Raw genomic sequence first — 18,743 nt, 5'->3', positions numbered from 1 at the left:
ATGCGAGTGAGTAAGTGGTTACTGATGCTATCATTCTCTAACGATCACCAGGAACGCTATTTGAGCAATATCACACCTTTTTATATTCTAACGATCTCAGGAGACCTTATTTCGGAGAATTGGTTCAAAAATGGGCGTTAACCTTGTCTTTTCAGCAAAATAAGGCTCCTGGTGATCGTTAGAATTCCAGAACTCCCCATTTCGCTCAAATAAGCTCATCTGAGATCGTTAGAATATTTAAGTGGTGAGCGAGAGCTCACTTCTCACAACTTATACCTCGTACCTTGACCTATTCCTTATATCGTATATGTTATAGCTTTCTTTCCCCTCCGTCCATCTCGGGCTGATTTTTCTGTGAAAAAATCTGAAAAACGAATCATTTTCTCATAGACTGTACAATCTAACGAAAACACATCGAAATGGGAGGGGATGGACATGAATCAGGAAAAAGGACAGATCACCATCTGGTTATCCATCTCCATTATTTTGCTCAGTGCCGGGCTAGTCTGTCACGTCTTGTCTGTCCCCGCCATTCTGGATGTGGCCGGAAGAGATGGCTGGCTCTCTGTTCTCGCTGCAGCGCCATTGTTCATGCTGTTCCTGGGTATGATGTACATCATTATCCGCCGTATTCGCGGACAGCGGTTGACCGATTGGATCACGCGTGAGTTCGGCGTCGTTCCCTCCTGGATCTTTCGCATTACTGCGGTCTTGTTGCTCTTCTCGCTAGGGACACACACCTTATATGAAACCACCAACTGGACGGTATCCACCTATCTCCCTTTTACACCGACCTATGTGCTGGCTGGTGGAGGTGCTCTGGTTGCTGCCTGGTCAGCAGCCAAAGGCATTCGTTCGATTGCAATGACATCCAGTATTTTATTACCTCTGGTCATTCTGCTTGGCTACTTTGTCATGTCAGCCAATATGAAATACAAAGATTACAGTCAGCTCTTCCCCATCATGGAACATGGCTGGACTCCCGTCATCCGAGGAATGATCTACTCTCTAGCGGGACTCATGGAGATCTGGGTGTTGATGCTCTTTCAACATGACATTAAAGGCAAGCTACGCTGGTGGCATGTGTTGTTGCTTGGCCTCTTCATGATCAGCATGGCACTGGGACCTACGCTCGGAGCCATTGTCGAATTTGGGCCAGAAGAAGCGGCGAAACAGCGGAATAGTCCGTACGAACAATGGAAACTCGTCAATATCGGCAAACTGTTTCAGCACGTTGATTTTCTCTCGATCTACCAATGGCTCAGTGGTTCCTTTGCACGTGTCGCCATCTCCATGTACCTGATTGTTGATCTGCTGGATATCCGCAGACCTAAGAAACGCTACATCACCATCCTCTGTCTCACGCTGATCATGTGCGCTTTGGCTATTCAGTGGTGGCGCATTGATTACGTTGATTATTATGTCGATCACATTCAATTTCCAGCCATGCTCTCTTACGTGGCAATCATCACCACTCTTTTGACACTGGCCGCTCTTATTCATAAAAAGGACAAGGAGGCTCCTTCTCATGGCTCAAACGCCGCGAACGAAACCAACCCGTCCAGGGACTAAACCGTTCCGTATCGATCAGCATCATCTGGAAACGTTTTTTGCAGGCTCCGATGATGTTATTATCGACAGCCACCGGCTTGGTGACGGACAGATGAAGCTGGTTGTCGCTTATTGCAGTGGCATGGTCGATACACAAATTATCCATGACATCATCTTGCCGGAAATGAAACGAACCTACGACATCACACATTTCATTCACAAGCCTGACATTGAAAAAAATATTAACCTGCAATGGAACAGCGTTGACCTTGATGATGCGCAGTATGGAACGGAACTGATCTCCCTTCGTGTTTTTGAAGGGCATCTGCTCCTATGCCTTCCCTCTCTGCAGACCATGTGGAGCATCGATATCTCCAATATGGCTACACGAACACCAGAAGAGTCAACGACAGAAGTCTCGATCCGCGGAGCAAGGGATGGTTTTATCGAACCACTTGCTGTCAATGTATCCTTGATTCGTAGCCGGTTGCGTACGGCTGAACTTGCATGCAGTATCGAACTCATCGGATCACGTTCAGCAACCAAAGTGGCTCTGATGTATATGAAAAACATTGCCAATCCAGAGCTGATCAAGGATATAAAACATCGTCTCCATGCCATTCAAACTGAACGTCTTATGACAGCGAATGATCTGGAAGAGTTGCTCTCACCTGCCAAGATCACCTTGTTTCCATTGACGCATTACACGGGTCGACCTGATTTTGCATCGGAATGCTTGCTAAGCGGTCGCTTCGTTCTGATCGTAGACGGTAATCCCAGTGTGATTATCGGGCCTGTAAACCTGTTTCTGTTACTCAAATCACCAGAGGATGCCAGCTTCCCCTTCCTTCCAGTGAACATGGGGCGTTTGCTTCGATTCATTGGTCTATTTGTCACTATATTTTTGCCTGGTTTCTATATCGCTCTAACTTCTTTCCATATGGATCAAATTCCGTTTCCCCTCGTCGCAACGATATCTGTCGGCCGCATGGGGCTTCCCATGGAGTCTGGCATTGAGATGTTTCTCATTATGCTGCTCATGGAGCTGTTCCGGGAAGCAGGCGTCCGTTTGCCCAGCGCCATTGGACAGACGTTAACGGTTGTCGGTGGTCTGATTATCGGAGATGCAGCCATTCGGGCCGGTATGGTCTCTCCGCTCATGATTGTCGTCATCGCCGTTACCGTTGTAGCTGGAGCAACCATTGTCAATCAAGTCATGACCAGTTCTATACTCATTTTGCGCTTTCTTTGCTTTATCTTGGGAGCGACATTGGGGATTTACGGGTTCATTCTGTCCATGATCCTGTTTCTGATCTATCTGACGGACTTAAAATCGTTTGGAATCCCATACCTTACACCCTTAACACCGCTGAATTTCAAACAAGCCATTGCCTCTCTGTTCAAAGTCCCTACGGGTTTGGGAAAACGTAGACCTATTTACCTGGAGACACAAAAACCGCGTAAGGATGGCAAAGGTCGATGAGCAACATACTACCGTGCTGGTTACAACGCTGGTTATTAAGTTTGTTGAGTCTTTTGCTTTGCATCATGACCACCGGATGTTGGAGTGCATACGAGATTCAGCAGGTGGATTATGCCAAGGCCATTGGCATTGAATATAAGGACGGCATGTATCATATTTACGTGCAAACTCTTGATTTTTCAAGTATAGCCAAAACGGATAATTCAGGGAAAACAGCCGAATCCCCTCCAATCTGGGTCGGACATGCTCAAGGGAAAACGATGAGCCTTGCCATGAACGAGTTATGGCGTGCATCTCAGCTCCACATTGCTTGGGGGCATGTGACAGCCATCGTCATGGCAGAGAGCGTGCTGAATAACCAACACATCAAGGATGTTTTTGACATGCTCGGACGATTTCCGGAAGCACGATATACGACATGGGTATACGGTACGCGAGAGCCTTTGCTGGACATACTGAGCACCGCTTCAATCTACAATTTGTCTCCACTGGACAGCATCCTGCACAATCCGTTGCCCAGCTACATGGAAAATTCACTGTTTGCACCTGTACTCAGCTTCGAACTGATTGCCAAGCACAATGATCCCGCAACCACGACGTATCTGCCTGTCATTGCTTTAAACAAGGACTTATGGCTGCAAAATAAAAAGGAACATGACTTGTTTCTGATTGAAGGAGCTTATTTTGAAAGGATGGGTGAAAAGTTCAATTTTTTGTCGCGAGACGAATTGTCCGGCTATCACTGGTTGATTAAAGGTATGCGCCGGGCTCCTCTACTTGTTCAAAAAAACGGTGTAATCTATGGGGCACTAAGTGTCGGTCTGCCCACAATAAAAGTAGAACCGATCATCCGAGGAGAGAAAGTTACCTTTCGGATTGATGCCAAATATCTGACTGCACTGTATGAATATCTCGTTCCCATGACATATGACGAAATGACCCAAGTAAGCGAGGATACGCTTAAAGAGCAGATCATGGAAACCTATCGAAATGGATTAAAACGGGGAGTCGATGTATACGGCCTACAAGAAAAACTGTATCGCAAAAACCCGAAACTGTGGCACAAGTTATCCGGGGATGGGGAAAACCTCATTCTCACGGAGGATTCCATTGAAACTTTAAATATCCACCTGACGATTCCGTATACTGGGAAATATAAGAGGAAAGTGTAAAGGAAGAAACCCTGCTGCTGATAACAAAAACATGTTCAGCAGCAGGGCTTTAGACATCATTTTTTCAGCGTAGGGACGGATATAAAGGTAGGGAAATAACAATCAAGTTCTGCACCCGTACAAGTAAAAAATGTTGCCATCAAGACTTCGAGCGTAAACGCTGCACTAGCTCCAGCACCCAACCGATGATGACTGCGAAAGATACGCCAAACAGTAAAATCGGAAAGTTGTAGTATAGCGTATTCGTATATTGGTTCAGCCAGCCAAAACGATACACTGCCGATTCTGGGTCATGTGTATAACCGTTAAGCTGCACACGCAGGTCTTCAAAGATATAGATTTCCCAGAAGACAGATAATACACACAACGCTGCAGCAACAATACTGACCGCTGCATTGCCCCATTTGCCCCAGTACTCGCGTTGGTCATATAACCACCATTTCGTGACATATGCCGTCCAGAAACATAAGATCAGAAAAGTAAGCACGGATGGAAATAAAGCAAGAATGCCCAAATTGCCATTCCCAGATACACCTTTACCCATTTCATGCTTGATCGTCATTCCATCTACGGCAAAAACCATAAGTACATTCCATATCAGGAAGATCAGATACGGCTTGTTAATGCGTTTGATCACCTTCATTTTATTCTATCCTCTCCTATCCCGGCTTACTTCCAATAATAGTCCATCACTCGTAATCGAGTAACGAGAATCATAAGTTGTGGGATAAACACAAAGGCAATATACACCAGAATAATTAACCACAGATGAGCGGCAAAATGTTCAGCACCAAACGATGGCTTTGGTCGCTCCACAAAGTCCCACCATATCGGAATAGCAACAACCCATGTTAATATCGTCGAAGCCAGCATATCCTTGACGTCACTCCAGAGAAAGCAAAATATAGCCGCAAATAAGATTGGAATCGTCCATGAGTCTAAGATAGGGCCCCAGCTTTGAAAAATGAAAATAATGGCGGGATACAGAAGAATAGTCGTCCATCTCCAGATTGGATTTTTATAAATCCTCATATTTGACCTTCCTCCTTGTTTAACCTGTGTTGAACATCGATGCCTAGCATTGTTACGTCCTAATCATTCCGAATAGGAATGTATCCTTAAAAGTCAGGCATGTTTTTGGAAAAAATAGCTCATACTACCTTCAGGAAAATATTGAAGGAGTGACAACATGAGTTTAAAACGCATCGTTGCTATTGGAGCGATTCTGGCATGTACATCTCTAGTTTGGGGATGCGGTAACGGCAACAACAGCAATAACATGCCTACTGCCGAGCAAACGAACCCGAACGAACAACAAACCCGAAGCTGGGGAGATCCCAAACGGTTAGAAGCTTCTCACCTGGAAGCCCTGGAAAGAATGGAGAAAGATCATATCCATCGCATGGTTTCTCTGAGCGTCAACACGGATGGCGATCAGGTCATGACAACGCTGGAGCGTTCAAGTCAAAAACTTGAAGAGATGAGACCACTCGCCGAGATGCTCCAATATGAAGGCCATCCTGCTTTGTTACAACGAATTCAGGAAATGTCAGAAGATATTGAGGGCTCCAAAAATGCAGTCACCGAAATGAAAAATAATCCTCCGTCCGGAAAAATTAAAATCCAGTCTGCGAAAACAGATGCCCTGCAACACATCAACAGTTTTCGTGACTACCATGAATATGTACAAGGTCAGGTCAAGGTGATGAATAAGTAACAACAAGCCTCCTTTATCTCAGGCCAGCCACATATATTATAAATAGTTAGACTCGGAGCCTTTGATCTGCCGATTCTAACTATTTCTTCGTTATCGTCATATCTATAGTTATTGAGACATTCGTCTTGCTCTGCGATCTTCCCGATCTGCTTCCTCCATCTTACGAATATATCGTTTGAGTTCCTCTTTATGGGCTTCAAGTTCGGCAAGTTTAGTGGAGGCTCCTTCTACAAAAGACTGCATTTTGGAGGTTAATTCGGTTGCCGATACCCCTACCCAATCCTGCTTTAATCTTCCATGGATCGTTCGCATTTTCTGCTCCTGTTGCATAAGCCGTTGTTGTAACTGTTCACATTGCTGAACTGCTCTTCTTAAGTCTGATAAGGATACGGAAATTCTGCCCATGTCCTTCCTCCTGTTAGTCTGAATAAGATGCCTTGTGCTTTACTGCTGGTCTGCAATGACAAAATCTTCTCGCTTACGCTCAATGTAATCTGCAATCTCACTAATCGATTCCTGGTACCAACGATTGATCCTTTGCAGAGTCGCTGTCGCGTTATACGCAATTGGGGTAAAAGACTGACTTTCGCTTGTGGAAATATGCGTCTGAAACATCTGAATCGAAGCTTGCGCATCACTGGAAAACCCAGTTAGACTCATTCTCATTTCACGAGCAGACTGTGCTAACTCTTCCGGTGTTAATTGTATCTTTCCTCCGCCTAGTCCCCCTTGATTCCCAGCAATAGCTGTTATCAGTGTGCCTACTGCTCCTGAGGTAATTTTAGAGAAGGCAGCAAGAGCCTCTTGGTGTGCAGTCCATCTTGGAGAGATATCCAGGGTAGCACCTGTTTTCCGATCAATTAATGGACCAATCAAATTCCCTTGTTCATCAAAACTATATTGTTTCATGGAGTGATATCCTTTCCCCTCATCCTTGGAAAAGGAATCCATGAGTCTGACAATGTTGCCCATCTGCAGTTTATCCAGATCAAAACCGAGTTTTAAATCATGCACCAGCATCGGTGATCCAGCCCCCAGAGGTTGAAACGGGATTTTCAGCTGTAACTGAAATTTCCAATCCTGATACATCGCATTGGCCGACTCGAAATCTTGCCCTTTATATACGGTAACACCGACATGTCTGTCATATTCGACTAATCCGCCCGCACCTACAGAGTCATTGGGATGAACAACATTAAGTATTTTGTTATCGAAGTATCCTTCGTTAACCTTGGCAATGCTGGCATCATCCAGCAGATTCATCACACTTGGGGCACTGTAGGTCATCCCGGATACATCATTCCGAGCGGCAACATATTGAGCTAAGCCACCACCAAGAGAATGACCTGTCACCGTAATATCTGAGTCAGGATATGTCTTCTGTACCACCTCATATAGTTCCTCAGCTTGGTGAAACTGATTGTTCTCCCATCGTTCATTATCCACTATAGCTTTAAATGGACTATTCTTAAAAATGTTATAACGTTCCGGGTCGGTCACTGCATCTTCAAGTCTTCTTGTTCTACCACCTAGAACATCGAAGACGTCTGTTTCCCAATCCGCTGCCTTATCTGTAAGCTTGCCTGCCGGTTCTGTACCACGATAACCTATAACAATCTGGTCTGTATGATCATTCTTCAAAACGACAGCATCAAATCCGGATCTTCTATGGAGTTTGGCTCCATCCGGTTCAATCACTTTCCAGTTCCCCGAGTCAACTGTATCCGGGTAATCTCCTGCCTTCATATTAAGATAAGCCAGCTCCGAAATTTCCTTATAGGTTTTATCACTGATATATGTATCCATAAGCTTCTCCTTCCTGTGTTTACTGATTCCAAAAGTTAAAGTATATTATTAAGTGTCAAGTTCACATATATAGGGGGTTGAAGAATATTTTTAAAAAAATTCAATATATATCAACTTTATTAATCATCTTGGCCATTATAGTCGGTGGATGTAATACAGTGCCCAATCAAGAGCAAGTTATTGAAAAAGCCACACAAGTGGGACATCAATATTTCATTGACCATTACAATACAGAAGTACATTTCACAGATCATAAATTTATGCCTAAGGATCTTAGTCACAATCTGAATTTGAGTGGATATGTTACAGCTAATAAAGAAGTATCGATCAGTATACTTATTGATTACGATACGTTTGAAGTACAAACAGCTGTTGTACCTAAAGAACTTTTAGATAAGAAAATCAAGTAAACAATCTATTCAACGTTTAAGAGGCTCTAAAATTTATAACAGGAAGCTGATGCTAGAAATGCACTCTTATCGTTTTCACCCTTATTTATGGCTACTCCTCACGTTCCTGAGTCTCACCATAATTTGTAGTTGTATGTCCAGCGAAAAAAAGGAGATTATCCAAAAGGCCGAGGAAGTAAGCTTGGTTTATTTCAAAGAAACCTACGGCATTGACGTTGTGTTTACAGATCATAAGTTCATCCCCGCGGATCTATCTCATACGGTTTCACTGACAGGGTATGTACAAGGACACAAAGATCAGGAAATTTTTGCAATGGTTGATTATGGTACGTATACGGTAAAAACTGGTTCAGTACCTGATGCGATCAAATCCTCTAAATAGAATATAATGTCACCAGCTTGACCCTGCGTAAGAGCCTGATACTCCATCAGGCTCTTTTTGGTATAAACGTATAGGATTGAATCTATCCTGCATTTTCCAAAGAAGTAGAATCATTATAGATCATCTAATACATATCGTGTATAACAACGCCCATAAATGAGTAAAAGGTCATTATGCACATCCTAATCTAAACCTACTTTATTAAATTTATTCATAGGACGTTGTTACCAGAATATTAATATTATATTTCATCTTTACACGTGCTCTATCAACACTTCTTCATCGACCACATCTTGCGCTTCACTCCACCGAAAGGGATGCCCAGATAAATAAGCAGAAAAATACAACGGGAGCCAGCGCTCCGGCAGCAATCCATATCCATAACTTAACCGGTCTAGCGTCTCTCCAATACTTCTTGACCCCATTCAAACGTCCATTGCGCCAGTTGGCGGACTTTAACTGACGAATCATTCGCTGCATCACTTGCTCCCGTTCTTTCCCTTGCGGCACGTCTTCCAGTGCACGACGAAGCTCCTCATATAAATGCGCCTCTTTCTGACTTGTTTCTTCTATATGTGGATTACTCATCTTCTAACCTCCCATATCATGATCCCTATACCTACTCAACAAACGAACCCACCCTAAAGTTTGGTCCATTTCATAAAAAAGACAAGTCGTTGACAATACGTTCAACATTTTAATAATAGAAAAAAGCCCAAGTGTTCCTGGGCTTGTTAACTTTTTATCAGACATATTGAAATTTTAGCGAATCCAAGTTAATTCACATTTGGATCTACCATCTCTTACGCGGATGATCTCCAAAATGATGACCGTTAATATCACCCAGACTTTCTATGGTATCTTTATAAATTTTAATGAGAGACTGAACCTTGCGAAAGTCAGGATCTTCAGGCCCGATTCCCTCCATAAACATTCTCTGAATGATCTGTTGAAAAAAGTCCACCCTTGCACCCAGCTGCTGTTTCTCCAGTTCAAGCACCTCTTCAAAACTATGATTCTCTATGTAATCCATTAACTCATCGTTCTGTGATGACCGATCATCCCACCGATGATCCCTCTCGAACTCTTCCGAATCATCTGATTGTAGATTAACCGTGGTTCGCAGACGCGATAATACGATTTTTTCTTTGGCAAGCATCACATGAAAATCCTTGTTTTGTAACAGATCCGAAACGACCAGACGACACATCTCCCGGTTCTCAATCAGAATGCCATCAAACGGATGCAGCTTCCATTCTCCATTGGAACAGAACAGATTAAAGTTGAAAAACTGACTACCATACTTGTATTGAATGTTAATTTTGGCCTCATCAATGATTTCGAAAGTAAACTCCAGCATGTTAGGCGGCTCCTTCTTCGACTTCCAAGGTTTGCCTTAATTTTATCAAAGACTCCCCGGAAAATACAGCATATTAACGTTCATTTAATTCCGCAATAGACTCTGCTTTTTCACTGCTAGCTACGACGATCAGAACACCCACGATACCGGCAATAATGAGAGATAACATGCCCTGCCCCCTTCACGATGAAGATGTACATGTTCACATGTGTATGCCAACAAACTTCAATGTATGCCCAGTATCGTCCGCATGAGATTGGAATAAACCTGTGCCAATTTCGGACTTGAGAGTTTCTTCTGATCGATGCAACTACAGAAAAGCAAAAAGAGACGCCACGGCGCCTCTCTTTTTGCTTATATTATGATTAATATATGAACTGACATACTAGCAGCCAGGCACCGAACTAATCCAGATAAGAGCTTAACGCATTCGCATCCGGTTGCTTTTTAGTCTGGATACTGCCGGCTTTGGGAGCTTCCAGGCCTAACCGTTCACTCATGCCAGCATTGAGTGCAGTCATCTTGGCTGTATAATCATTGCAACTTTCAATAATACGGCGATTCGACTGCTCCGAGAGATCCAGAGCTGACATCAAATCTCCAATAGCCTGATTAACCGATTCCATCGACATCGCCGGTTTGGCTAACAGATCATTCGTCTTTTCGGTCGTGGTTCGCAGCAATCTTGCATTCTCCTTGAACTGTTCTTCAATCGTTCTATTGGTGGCTTCCACAGCCGAGATGACCTTCTCCTGATCATTCAACGCCATCGCAATCATGGCGGATACCGTGATCAGATTGGCTGTTTTATCAATCGCATTGTTTACGGAATCAATCAGTTTATCATTGTTATCATTAATAATATCGGTAGCCGCAATCGCCTGATTATAGAGCATAATCATCTCGGTCATGGATTGTGTACGCGTAACGACCTTTCGCAATCCGCGCTCCAAGTGAGCCTTGCGGTTCTCATTTTCCGGCTTGGCAATCTCCGCCTCGAATAGTTCCTTCAACTGATTACCAAAAGCAATTTTGGTTTGCAAGTTATAGATTTCCTGAATCGAAGAGCGTTTTAATTGACGCATGCTTACAATGCTTTCTTCCAGATTGTCCTTACCATCTCTCAACCCATTAATGATACTATCAATGTTGGTTCTGACAGACTGGTAGCGATAGACATAGTTTTTCAGTGGGCTTTTGCGCAGTAATCGTCCTACAAAACTCACATTTTTGCTCTGTTGCAAGCTTTCGCACTCATCACGTAGCTTCAAGATCATCGTTGACACTTCTGCCCGATTACCAGACATCAGATCATTAACAGGTCGGTCCAGCATTTTTAGCGTTTGGCCCGCTTTTTCTTGCGTTTTGACACCCAGTTTGCCGATATCATCCATTAACAGATCCAGCTGAACAACATCCGTCTGTGATACTTTCTGGATTAATTGGCTTGCTTCCTGGTTAATTCGCTGCTGATCATCCTGCTTCAGTTGAATATATTCCGTTGCCATCTCTGACCATCCCTCCTATAATTCGGAGCTACTATACCTTTGATGAATAAGCTCTGCTTTATTCTGAAGCTCCATTAAATCCTTATGTTCAATGGTAGATACAATCTCTGAAACTTTGGAATCCACATCCTTCAAACCATTTAACAGCATTCGGCGATTCGTGCGCTTCGCTTCTCCACTCAAACGCAGGAAGGGATTAATAAATCCATTGAGATCTTTCAAAATCAGTCTGCGCATCGTATGGTTAATATCACCATTGTTTAACTCTTTCAGTGCCGGAATGACTCGTTGTAATCTGGCAAACAAAGCTAACGACTTCTCCACAATTTCATTGTCCAGTTCATTCTTTTGTCCTTCGGAGATCACCATATCCTCAAGCACCTCAAGATACTCAATGACCGGTCCAAACACAGGGTCCATATCCGTGTGTTTATGCTTCGAACTGACTTCGGAAGTGCTGGTCATCTCTGCTTGTCCAGTTGTTGGATGGATTCGCTGATTAGCCGAACGTTCAACACGTTCAACTGTCCCCTGCTCACTGGATGCACTATTGAGCGCCGAAGGTTCAGGGTATCGATTTGAATCCAATGTCTTCACTACGGGCTCATGCGGCCTGGATGGAATCAAGGCACCAACCATTGTAGCCACAGCCGGGATAGCCCAGGTTACAAATTCAGGGACAAAAAAACTGCTTACAGCGGCAAGTCCATACCCGATCAGTGCACCTAATCCAATTTTTGTTCTGCGTAACATCTATTTTCCTCCTGCCTGTAACAACACTACCTATACAATGAACAAATGAAGACTACACTTGATCACTTCGCTACGGTGTACTTCTCAAGATCATCTATATAATCGTATTGTAAAAAAATTAGTCAGAAGGTGTCAATGTTTGGAAACCGTTCTTTAATGATTCCTAACCTTCTGCTCATCCATAATGAGTGGCTGCTCCACATGACTACCTAATATTCCATACTGCGGGTGTAGCAGTCCAACCTCATAACCCAAAGCCAGTTTTACAGCCAGATAAGGGAAATTGATTCCTGAAAGACAAGACACATGTAGCCCTCCGGACATCCTTGGATTAATCTCTAGCAGTTTGGGCGTTTCATTCTGATACTTCATCTGAATATTAAAGTTATATGGAATGCGATATGCGCTAGCCACCTCACTCGCAATGTTCAACAGGTCTGCATTTTCCTCAAGTTTTCTTAATCGTCCACCTGCTTTGCGGCGAGGCACAGCTGCCAGCAGATTCCCTTCACTGTCAGCCAGACAATCGATACTGTACTCATATCCCTGAAGTCTCTCCATAACCATAAGATTCGGAAAAGATTCTACAGAGGAAAAGGCTCGAAATGCGTCTTCAAATGATATGCGATTCTGCGTATGTCCAGACAGTTCTTCCAGCGGATTACGACTATTGTCAATCACCCTGAATCCCATTCCGCCTTCACCGTTACATGGTTTGAAGCATACTTCATGTCCCGCGCTAGTGAGTGCTTCATAAGCATGTTTGAACTGAGAGGCATTACTGACGGTATAATAATCGGGAATGCTCATGATTCCAAGTTCACGAACAGATTCGTAGAAGTGATGCTTCTCCATCAACTTTTCCATCAATTCTGTATCTCTGCAAACCAAAACCTTGGTTCCTACCTCTTCAAAGAGATGTATATTCCGACTGATATCCAGCATGTGCAGACGTGGGATAAATAGATCAATCTGATGTCTGCGGCAAAAATCAACACAGAAATCGATATACTCTTTTCCTGTCACCTTCGGCTCCAGCTCTGCATGATCACATGCCTGAAGCACCATGTTGTTCGGATCAGAATGTGTGCCATAGATTTCGAACTGCATCCCATCTTCGTTGTTCCGAATCATATTCATATAGTGATATGCCACCGAAAACCAGCGGTTAAAATATATACGAGTCTTGGTCATGAGACAACATCTCCTATCGCAGCGTGGTGTATAGAGCGAACATATTTCAATATCTCGTCTGCGGCAAAAATACCGGATTGTTCGGTGAACTGGTAGTGAACCGTTTCAGGATTCCGCTGTTTCTCGCGGTATAACTCTCCATGCCGTGGAGCAATCGCATAATCTGCAAAATCGAGCAGACAACGATCCAGTAAAGAATCACCGGACGCAACAACGGGTACATCGCCAATCTGATGGCGAATATGTTCTACCGCAGCTCGTTTATTCACCGCCGAGGGAACCAGATATAACTTACGGCCTTGTATGGAAGCCTCCCAGCCCAGGGATTCCACACGCTTAATCTTCTCTGTAACTTCTTCTACTGGCATGAGATCACGATGGATGACAAAAGCGAAAAACAACTCATCACATAGTCGCTCTCCTACAACCCATTCCTTGTTCAGTACATCGTCAAATATCTGGCGCACCTCGGCAGCCGTTGCTGAATGCTCTTGAAGCTTGGAACGAACATGTTCGTTCCAAGAGGGATCAACCTTGCCATTCATCAGAATGTTGCCACCGTTGCTAGTTATCGCATAGGACGGAATAACCTCTTGCTGAAAGATCTGTATCCGCTGATACTGTGCCACTGTCCGTGTCGTTACTGGAATGAACAGGATATCTTTGGGGAGTGTCATCAGTTGATTCAACGTCTCGGCTGACATAAAGGCAGACAACTCACCACGAATCCATTCTGCAGGAACCAACCCGGGCGCATCCTCACCAACGCCCATAGAACGGCGAGAATAGACCAGTGTCTGATCCAAATCACTTGCATAGATCATTCGCCGCCCTCCTTTACAGATCGAATAATGCCACAACATGAGTAACTTAGCCCAGGGAATACCTCAACGGGAACTCCACGATCTTGAGCAAGTAGCATGATATGTTTCAGGTTAGGATTGTTCGGACGGTCAATCAGTATTTTCCAAGGCACACGGCGTAGCAGTACCCGCGTCGTCTCTCCAATCCCTGGCTTGATCAGATTTACATCCTGGATATCAAATGCCTGTTGAATGGATTGAATATCCTTCATTCCCTGCCATGTGACTTCTGGAGGATCGGCTAGTGCATCCTCTGCTTGAAGCGAGGCCTCCGTTTCAACTTTGGTAAAATATTCTGAAATCTTGTCTACATACATCGTCGACAGATCAGAAGAAGCCCATTCCTTGTACCATTTGGCTCCATGGAAGTCATTCGGTCCAATAAGATCATCCCGTAGCACAGTCCGACTCATCAAACCCGATACAGTCGAGTTGAGACAGGCACTTGGAATCAAATAATCTTCTCGGGTGCCATAGGTATCTGAGCAATGACCGGGGTCAGCGAGTACGGCCAGATTATCATTCAACCGAATACCATAACGTTGATCCAGGCTGTCGCAGGCATCGACCAGCACCTTGCGAATGGCTCCTTTGCCTGTCCAGCCATCGATGAATTGGATTGGCATATCAACCCCATGCTGTTGCCAAATATATAAAATGGCATTCTCATCTATTCCTTTGCCACGGATAATCGAAATGCTGTAATGAGGCAAGTCCACATTATATTTCATGGAAATATAACGTTTCACCAGAATGCCAATGGGCGTTCCTGCACGAGCCAGCGAGACAATAACGGTGTTCAATCCCCGCTTGCGTACAATAATCTCCGCTACCGTTGCGGCAGCTCTAGCTACTTTTTCCGCGGATTGTGCTAAAGTCTCGTGAAATAGCTCAATATATTCATCCGAAGGGTGATACTCGACAGGCAGCATCTCTGAATAATGCACGCCCGACTGAATGGCATGTTCACGTTCTCCGGTCTCTTTTTCTAATGAAATGTTACTTAGATCCTTCAACAAAAATATAACATCGGACGGGTCATAACTCCCCATGGGTTCAGGAGGTTTAATCTGTTTCTTGATTATGCTTTCCATAGCAGGTAAGTTCATCGCTTGTCTTCTCAGCCTTCCTGTGGAGCACCGCAGTACACCACATGTATTTGCTTACATCCGAGTTGTAACAACACATCAAGCATAGGCCGCATGCGTTCCTCTGGCATATGTCTTTCCATCAAAACAAAGATCTCATCATATTGCCCAGGCAATATATTGTAAATATAATTTCGGACAGCCGGATCTTCTGGAGAAGCATATCCTTCACCTGCAACAACAGCATATCCCGGACGATTGACCGTATAGATCGGACTTCGAGTTGTAGACTGATAGAGAACACCGTCGCCCATCTCAGCTGCAATCCGCATCGGGATATGCATAAACTCCCCCGTTCCCATGACAAGGGTTCGTTGTCCTTTTCTTTTTTCACGTAAAATGGATGCAATCCTTGTGATGCCTGCACTCAGCATTGGATTAAGGCCAGAATGAATGCCGAATCGTCCTGAATATTTCAGGTAGGGCAGTGAACAGCGATTCCCCTCGGAATCTGCGGACACCATAGCCCAAGGCTCCAGTTCACCTGCTACAGATATAACACTTATCAGAGATGTGGATTCAGGGATTTTCTTTTCCCCCGAGATATCAATGGCTGGCTCACCCGTGACCTGAATTTTTCCTTTTAACAAAGAGATCGGGGTGATGGTTATTCCAAGTTCATCTTCTAATGAAGAAAATTTTTGCTCATCTGCATCCGTACGCCAATCCAGTAATGACGCAATATAATAATGTTTACGCGGATAATTACGCTGAATATCCCGAATGATGTTTAACGTGGTGTTGCCTGTTGTAATCTCATCATCCACGAGGACTAGCGGCCCACCCTCAGCAAGGGAGGCAGAGTCCACTGCATAACAGCGATGAGACATGGCATGGGAATGCTCCTCCTCGAACTGGATATCCGGCTCAATCTCGGGAAGGTATTCTCTCGTAGAATGAATGTACGTTGCACGGTTAGCAAATAGCTCGTACATGCTGTGTCCCAAAGCTGTGGCCGTCTCGGCAAAACCAACAAAGCGAACCTCTTCAGGCAAACTCATCTGCACACCCATTAGATATTCATAAACCTCACGGGCCTGTTCTGGATCGATTAGTCCACGGACCATTTGTTGCTTCCACTCTATAGTACGCTTGTCCTCTCCGTGCGTTACATCCTCATACAATAGAACGGCCAGAGCAGCGCCGCTTAGAAGTGAGGTATATGGATTGACGGCAATATGCTTGCCCAGCAGCTTGCTAACAAAGAGAAAAGATCTCTTTTTATTCAGGCGTGCCGCCATGGAGAACAGATTTTCCAATGGGATTGCAAGCGGATTATGTGTAGCCTCGACGGTGACTTCAAACTGATCAAGAATAGGAAACGTAAGTTTGTTCGTGTTTGGGCAGGAGCCCGACAAAATGCTGCTGTTCATGTAACACCCCATATATTTGTGATCGGATCAAGATTCGTTTAGCCCAGCTTAAATGCGGTTTAATTTCGTTCATTTTATTGGTATACGTGCTTTTAAAAACACCCAGGCTCCCATCATTTCGAGCGATAATTCCCTGTGCGTCCATGAATTCCTCATGCGTAACCACATACATCGCCTGAACAGGCTTGATCTGTGTCGGATGGATGATCGTTTTACCTACGATGCCGTTCTCCTTATCCATCATCACTTCACGCATGAGCCCGTCCATGGAATTCGTAATATATTTCATTCTGAGGTTCCGACCTGTCTTGCCCAGGGATTCCTCGAATGGCGTCTGTCTTAATTGGGGTTTGAATACACGTTCACGCTGGCTAAAATACTCCCATACCGGCCCGGATATCACATATCCCTGATCTGCACGCCCGAATAAATTGACAATATCAGCGATGCAATCACGTATCGTTGCAATGTCGTAAATCGTAAGCTCCGGGCTTCTTCTCAGTCCGAACAGGCTTGAGAAATCTGTAGCTCCAATTCGGATATTCAGCACGTATGGTGCATATTCATCCACAATCTGTTTCAGATCAATTAATGTCTGCCAACGTGTCTCACGGTATATGACCTCCGCCGTCTCCAAAATGGGCATCGCATATAAGAGTGGATGTGAGCGATCTTTCTGCTGATTATACTGGTGAACAAGCTGCAAATAAGCGCGTCCATTCTCACAGCTAAACTTCGGCAGTACAACACCTGTTAATAACGAGATTCGTTCTCCCAACATTTCGATAAGGTGTTCCAACTGTTCAGGGGATCTCATCCGGATGAATAATAAAGGCATGTCATTGGTGTTTAATTCCCCTGCCTCCATGTAATCCGCGATAAGTCCAAGTTGCTGAGACAAACATTGTTCCGCAAATTCGACTTGCTCGTCGCCTACCGCATCTTCCAGATCAATAACGATGGTTGTAAGTCCTTCATGTTTACGTTGTAAAATATCGTCCGCGATATGCGGACGTGTGGCCGGCATGTACAAAGCAGCCCCAACAGCGTATGCCAGTATTTCTTTGGAGGTTCGATGACTAAACGATATGGGCGAAGAAAAAAACAAAGCTTCTTCTTCCTCTGCATTCAAAAAACTAAAATATTTCAGGTTATTCTCCTCCTTGCACTTCTGACTTGAAGTCAGTTCTGCATCATAAAATGAATGCTGTCGGGGGTATAAAAACCAATCCCTCCAAGATGCGGAGGGATTGGTAGTAGGTGTGGCGATTTTTAAAACTAAGCCTGACCTTGATTTTCTTTTTTCTTTCTTGCGGAACTTATCAGCATAGCTCCAACAAATACAACAATCAGTAACGAGAAGAAGAGTACGTTAGGGATATGGAAGCCAAAAGCACTCAACATCATTTTTACAGAAATGATCGCAATAAGAATAAATGCCGCTTTTTCCAATTCAGGAAATTTGTCAATGAGTTTGAGGAACACTTGTGCAACTCCACGCATCATGAGTACCCCGATAATACCTCCGAGGAACAACACCCAAATCTGCTCACTGATACCAAATGCAGCAATAACACTATCGATACTGAAAGCAATGTCCATCAGTTCGACCATAAGTACGGTTTTCCAGAACGAGTATTGCTTTCCTTCCTGATTCTCCTCTTCCTGAGACTTGAATAGTCCCTTGTAAGCAATGTAGAGGAGGTATAACGCTCCAAGTACCTTGATCAAGGTAATCTTGACAAGGAATGTTCCGAGCCCAATCGCAATAAACCTGAAAATATATGCACCTAAAATACCATAGAACAATGCCCGTTTCTGTTGCTCCTTAGGTAGGTGTTTAACCATTACGGCAAGCACCAGCGCGTTATCTGCGGACAAAAGACCTTCCAGCAAGATCAAACTGCCGATGATTCCCCAACTTACGGGGTCGGAGAGAGTAGCCACAATCTCGGTCCAAGAGAAAAAATGACCGTAATTTTCACTAATACTTCTAAAGAAATCACTAAACATGAACAGAGAG

Annotated in this window: 20 protein-coding genes; 6 read left to right on the top strand and 14 right to left on the bottom strand. The window is 44.2% G+C overall.

The annotated features are described in order from the left end of the window. Positions 1-435 precede the first annotated feature (435 nt). The 3 genes from BLQ13_RS07320 to BLQ13_RS07310 are packed head-to-tail and all read left to right on the top strand — an operon-like array spanning position 436 to position 4,206. Complete coding sequence (locus BLQ13_RS07320) at positions 436-1,572, top strand: GerAB/ArcD/ProY family transporter (protein WP_167375666.1); 1,137 nt, start codon at positions 436-438, stop codon at positions 1,570-1,572. Then, positions 1,529-3,034 carry a spore germination protein gene (locus tag BLQ13_RS07315; RefSeq protein ID WP_090917636.1) on the top strand — a complete coding sequence of 502 codons (1,506 nt, stop codon included), beginning with the start codon at positions 1,529-1,531 and terminating at the stop codon, positions 3,032-3,034. Before BLQ13_RS07320 ends, BLQ13_RS07315 begins: the two co-directional genes overlap by 44 nt. Then, entirely contained in the window at positions 3,031-4,206 is a 1,176-nt protein-coding gene (locus tag BLQ13_RS07310; RefSeq protein ID WP_090917634.1) for a Ger(x)C family spore germination protein, read from the top strand. Before BLQ13_RS07315 ends, BLQ13_RS07310 begins: the two co-directional genes overlap by 4 nt. Positions 4,207-4,345: 139 nt before the next feature. Here BLQ13_RS07310 and BLQ13_RS07305 read toward each other — a convergent pair whose 3' ends face one another. Further along, the gene (locus BLQ13_RS07305; protein WP_090917632.1) at positions 4,346-4,849 is read right to left on the bottom strand and encodes a hypothetical protein; all 504 of its coding nucleotides are present in this window, start codon (positions 4,847-4,849) and stop codon (positions 4,346-4,348) included. A 26-nt stretch (positions 4,850-4,875) separates the two neighbouring features. Beyond that, positions 4,876-5,238, bottom strand: coding sequence for a hypothetical protein (locus BLQ13_RS07300; RefSeq protein WP_090917630.1), 363 nt, complete (start codon positions 5,236-5,238; stop codon positions 4,876-4,878). A gap of 157 nt (positions 5,239-5,395) precedes the next feature. On the opposite strand from BLQ13_RS07300, the gene BLQ13_RS07295 reads away from it, so the two are divergent. After that, positions 5,396-5,923: a hypothetical protein gene (locus BLQ13_RS07295; RefSeq protein ID WP_090917628.1), complete on the top strand. Its 528-nt coding sequence runs from the start codon at positions 5,396-5,398 to the stop codon at positions 5,921-5,923. A 108-nt stretch (positions 5,924-6,031) separates the two neighbouring features. On the opposite strand, the gene BLQ13_RS07290 is transcribed toward BLQ13_RS07295, so the two are convergent. Next, positions 6,032-6,328, bottom strand: coding sequence for a WXG100 family type VII secretion target (locus BLQ13_RS07290; protein ID WP_090917626.1), 297 nt, complete (start codon positions 6,326-6,328; stop codon positions 6,032-6,034). A 39-nt stretch (positions 6,329-6,367) separates the two neighbouring features. After that, positions 6,368-7,729 (bottom strand): lipase family protein, encoded by a 1,362-nt coding sequence (locus tag BLQ13_RS07285; protein ID WP_090917624.1) that lies wholly within the window; start codon positions 7,727-7,729, stop codon positions 6,368-6,370. A 77-nt stretch (positions 7,730-7,806) separates the two neighbouring features. On the opposite strand from BLQ13_RS07285, the gene BLQ13_RS07280 reads away from it, so the two are divergent. After that, on the top strand, positions 7,807-8,139 hold the full coding sequence (locus BLQ13_RS07280) for a hypothetical protein (RefSeq protein WP_139168861.1): 333 nt from the start codon (positions 7,807-7,809) through the stop codon (positions 8,137-8,139). 181 nt (positions 8,140-8,320) lie between these two features. Next, positions 8,321-8,521 (top strand): hypothetical protein, encoded by a 201-nt coding sequence (locus BLQ13_RS07275; protein ID WP_090917620.1) that lies wholly within the window; start codon positions 8,321-8,323, stop codon positions 8,519-8,521. A 300-nt stretch (positions 8,522-8,821) separates the two neighbouring features. Here the strand turns inward: BLQ13_RS07275 and BLQ13_RS07270 are convergent, their stop codons facing one another. From BLQ13_RS07270 to BLQ13_RS07225, 10 genes are all read right to left on the bottom strand, one after another. Then, positions 8,822-9,109: a hypothetical protein gene (locus tag BLQ13_RS07270; RefSeq protein ID WP_090917618.1), complete on the bottom strand. Its 288-nt coding sequence runs from the start codon at positions 9,107-9,109 to the stop codon at positions 8,822-8,824. 205 nt (positions 9,110-9,314) lie between these two features. Then, the gene (locus BLQ13_RS07265) at positions 9,315-9,881 is read right to left on the bottom strand and encodes a hypothetical protein (RefSeq protein WP_090917616.1); all 567 of its coding nucleotides are present in this window, start codon (positions 9,879-9,881) and stop codon (positions 9,315-9,317) included. 404 nt (positions 9,882-10,285) lie between these two features. Then, positions 10,286-11,389, bottom strand: coding sequence for a toxic anion resistance protein (locus tag BLQ13_RS07260; RefSeq protein WP_090917612.1), 1,104 nt, complete (start codon positions 11,387-11,389; stop codon positions 10,286-10,288). A gap of 15 nt (positions 11,390-11,404) precedes the next feature. Beyond that, the gene (locus BLQ13_RS07255) at positions 11,405-12,142 is read right to left on the bottom strand and encodes a hypothetical protein (protein ID WP_090917610.1); all 738 of its coding nucleotides are present in this window, start codon (positions 12,140-12,142) and stop codon (positions 11,405-11,407) included. A 153-nt stretch (positions 12,143-12,295) separates the two neighbouring features. Continuing rightward, positions 12,296-13,336, bottom strand: a complete 1,041-nt coding sequence (locus BLQ13_RS07250; protein WP_090917608.1) for an ATP-grasp domain-containing protein — start codon at positions 13,334-13,336, stop codon at positions 12,296-12,298. Then, a complete protein-coding gene (locus BLQ13_RS07245) occupies positions 13,333-14,160 on the bottom strand; it encodes an HAD family hydrolase (RefSeq protein ID WP_090917606.1) in 828 nt (275 codons plus the stop codon). Before BLQ13_RS07245 ends, BLQ13_RS07250 begins: the two co-directional genes overlap by 4 nt. Next, positions 14,157-15,308 carry a cysteine protease StiP family protein gene (locus BLQ13_RS07240; protein ID WP_090917604.1) on the bottom strand — a complete coding sequence of 384 codons (1,152 nt, stop codon included), beginning with the start codon at positions 15,306-15,308 and terminating at the stop codon, positions 14,157-14,159. Before BLQ13_RS07240 ends, BLQ13_RS07245 begins: the two co-directional genes overlap by 4 nt. An 11-nt stretch (positions 15,309-15,319) precedes the next feature. Beyond that, positions 15,320-16,720 (bottom strand): phosphoribosyltransferase family protein, encoded by a 1,401-nt coding sequence (locus tag BLQ13_RS07235; protein ID WP_090917600.1) that lies wholly within the window; start codon positions 16,718-16,720, stop codon positions 15,320-15,322. Continuing rightward, positions 16,656-17,810 (bottom strand): HpcH/HpaI aldolase/citrate lyase family protein, encoded by a 1,155-nt coding sequence (locus tag BLQ13_RS07230; protein ID WP_090917900.1) that lies wholly within the window; start codon positions 17,808-17,810, stop codon positions 16,656-16,658. The genes BLQ13_RS07235 and BLQ13_RS07230 overlap by 65 nt, the downstream gene beginning before the upstream one ends. 188 nt (positions 17,811-17,998) lie before the next feature. Beyond that, positions 17,999-18,733, bottom strand: a complete 735-nt coding sequence (locus BLQ13_RS07225) for a TerC family protein (RefSeq protein ID WP_090917599.1) — start codon at positions 18,731-18,733, stop codon at positions 17,999-18,001. Between the last annotated feature and the right edge of the window lie 10 nt (positions 18,734-18,743).

Source organism: Paenibacillus polysaccharolyticus (assembly GCF_900102085.1).
In the GTDB taxonomy this organism is placed as follows: domain Bacteria; phylum Bacillota; class Bacilli; order Paenibacillales; family Paenibacillaceae; genus Paenibacillus; species Paenibacillus polysaccharolyticus.
Note: the sequence above shows the minus strand (reverse complement) of the source record. Positions and strands in the feature narration are given on the sequence as shown.

Bases quoted from the DNA above. Each gene is read 5' to 3' on its own strand.
- BLQ13_RS07320 (WP_167375666.1), top strand. From the start codon at position 436: ATGAATCAGGAAAAAGGACAGATCACCATCTGGTTATCCATCTCCATT.
- BLQ13_RS07315 (WP_090917636.1), top strand. From the start codon at position 1,529: ATGGCTCAAACGCCGCGAACGAAACCAACCCGTCCAGGGACTAAACCG.
- BLQ13_RS07310 (WP_090917634.1), top strand. From the start codon at position 3,031: ATGAGCAACATACTACCGTGCTGGTTACAACGCTGGTTATTAAGTTTG.
- BLQ13_RS07305 (WP_090917632.1), bottom strand. From the start codon at position 4,849: ATGAAGGTGATCAAACGCATTAACAAGCCGTATCTGATCTTCCTGATA.
- BLQ13_RS07300 (WP_090917630.1), bottom strand. From the start codon at position 5,238: ATGAGGATTTATAAAAATCCAATCTGGAGATGGACGACTATTCTTCTG.
- BLQ13_RS07295 (WP_090917628.1), top strand. From the start codon at position 5,396: ATGAGTTTAAAACGCATCGTTGCTATTGGAGCGATTCTGGCATGTACA.
- BLQ13_RS07290 (WP_090917626.1), bottom strand. From the start codon at position 6,328: ATGGGCAGAATTTCCGTATCCTTATCAGACTTAAGAAGAGCAGTTCAG.
- BLQ13_RS07285 (WP_090917624.1), bottom strand. From the start codon at position 7,729: ATGGATACATATATCAGTGATAAAACCTATAAGGAAATTTCGGAGCTG.
- BLQ13_RS07270 (WP_090917618.1), bottom strand. From the start codon at position 9,109: ATGAGTAATCCACATATAGAAGAAACAAGTCAGAAAGAGGCGCATTTA.
- BLQ13_RS07265 (WP_090917616.1), bottom strand. From the start codon at position 9,881: ATGCTGGAGTTTACTTTCGAAATCATTGATGAGGCCAAAATTAACATT.
- BLQ13_RS07260 (WP_090917612.1), bottom strand. From the start codon at position 11,389: ATGGCAACGGAATATATTCAACTGAAGCAGGATGATCAGCAGCGAATT.
- BLQ13_RS07255 (WP_090917610.1), bottom strand. From the start codon at position 12,142: ATGTTACGCAGAACAAAAATTGGATTAGGTGCACTGATCGGGTATGGA.
- BLQ13_RS07250 (WP_090917608.1), bottom strand. From the start codon at position 13,336: ATGACCAAGACTCGTATATATTTTAACCGCTGGTTTTCGGTGGCATAT.
- BLQ13_RS07245 (WP_090917606.1), bottom strand. From the start codon at position 14,160: ATGATCTATGCAAGTGATTTGGATCAGACACTGGTCTATTCTCGCCGT.
- BLQ13_RS07240 (WP_090917604.1), bottom strand. From the start codon at position 15,308: ATGAACTTACCTGCTATGGAAAGCATAATCAAGAAACAGATTAAACCT.
- BLQ13_RS07235 (WP_090917600.1), bottom strand. From the start codon at position 16,720: ATGAACAGCAGCATTTTGTCGGGCTCCTGCCCAAACACGAACAAACTT.
- BLQ13_RS07225 (WP_090917599.1), bottom strand. From the start codon at position 18,733: ATGTTTAGTGATTTCTTTAGAAGTATTAGTGAAAATTACGGTCATTTT.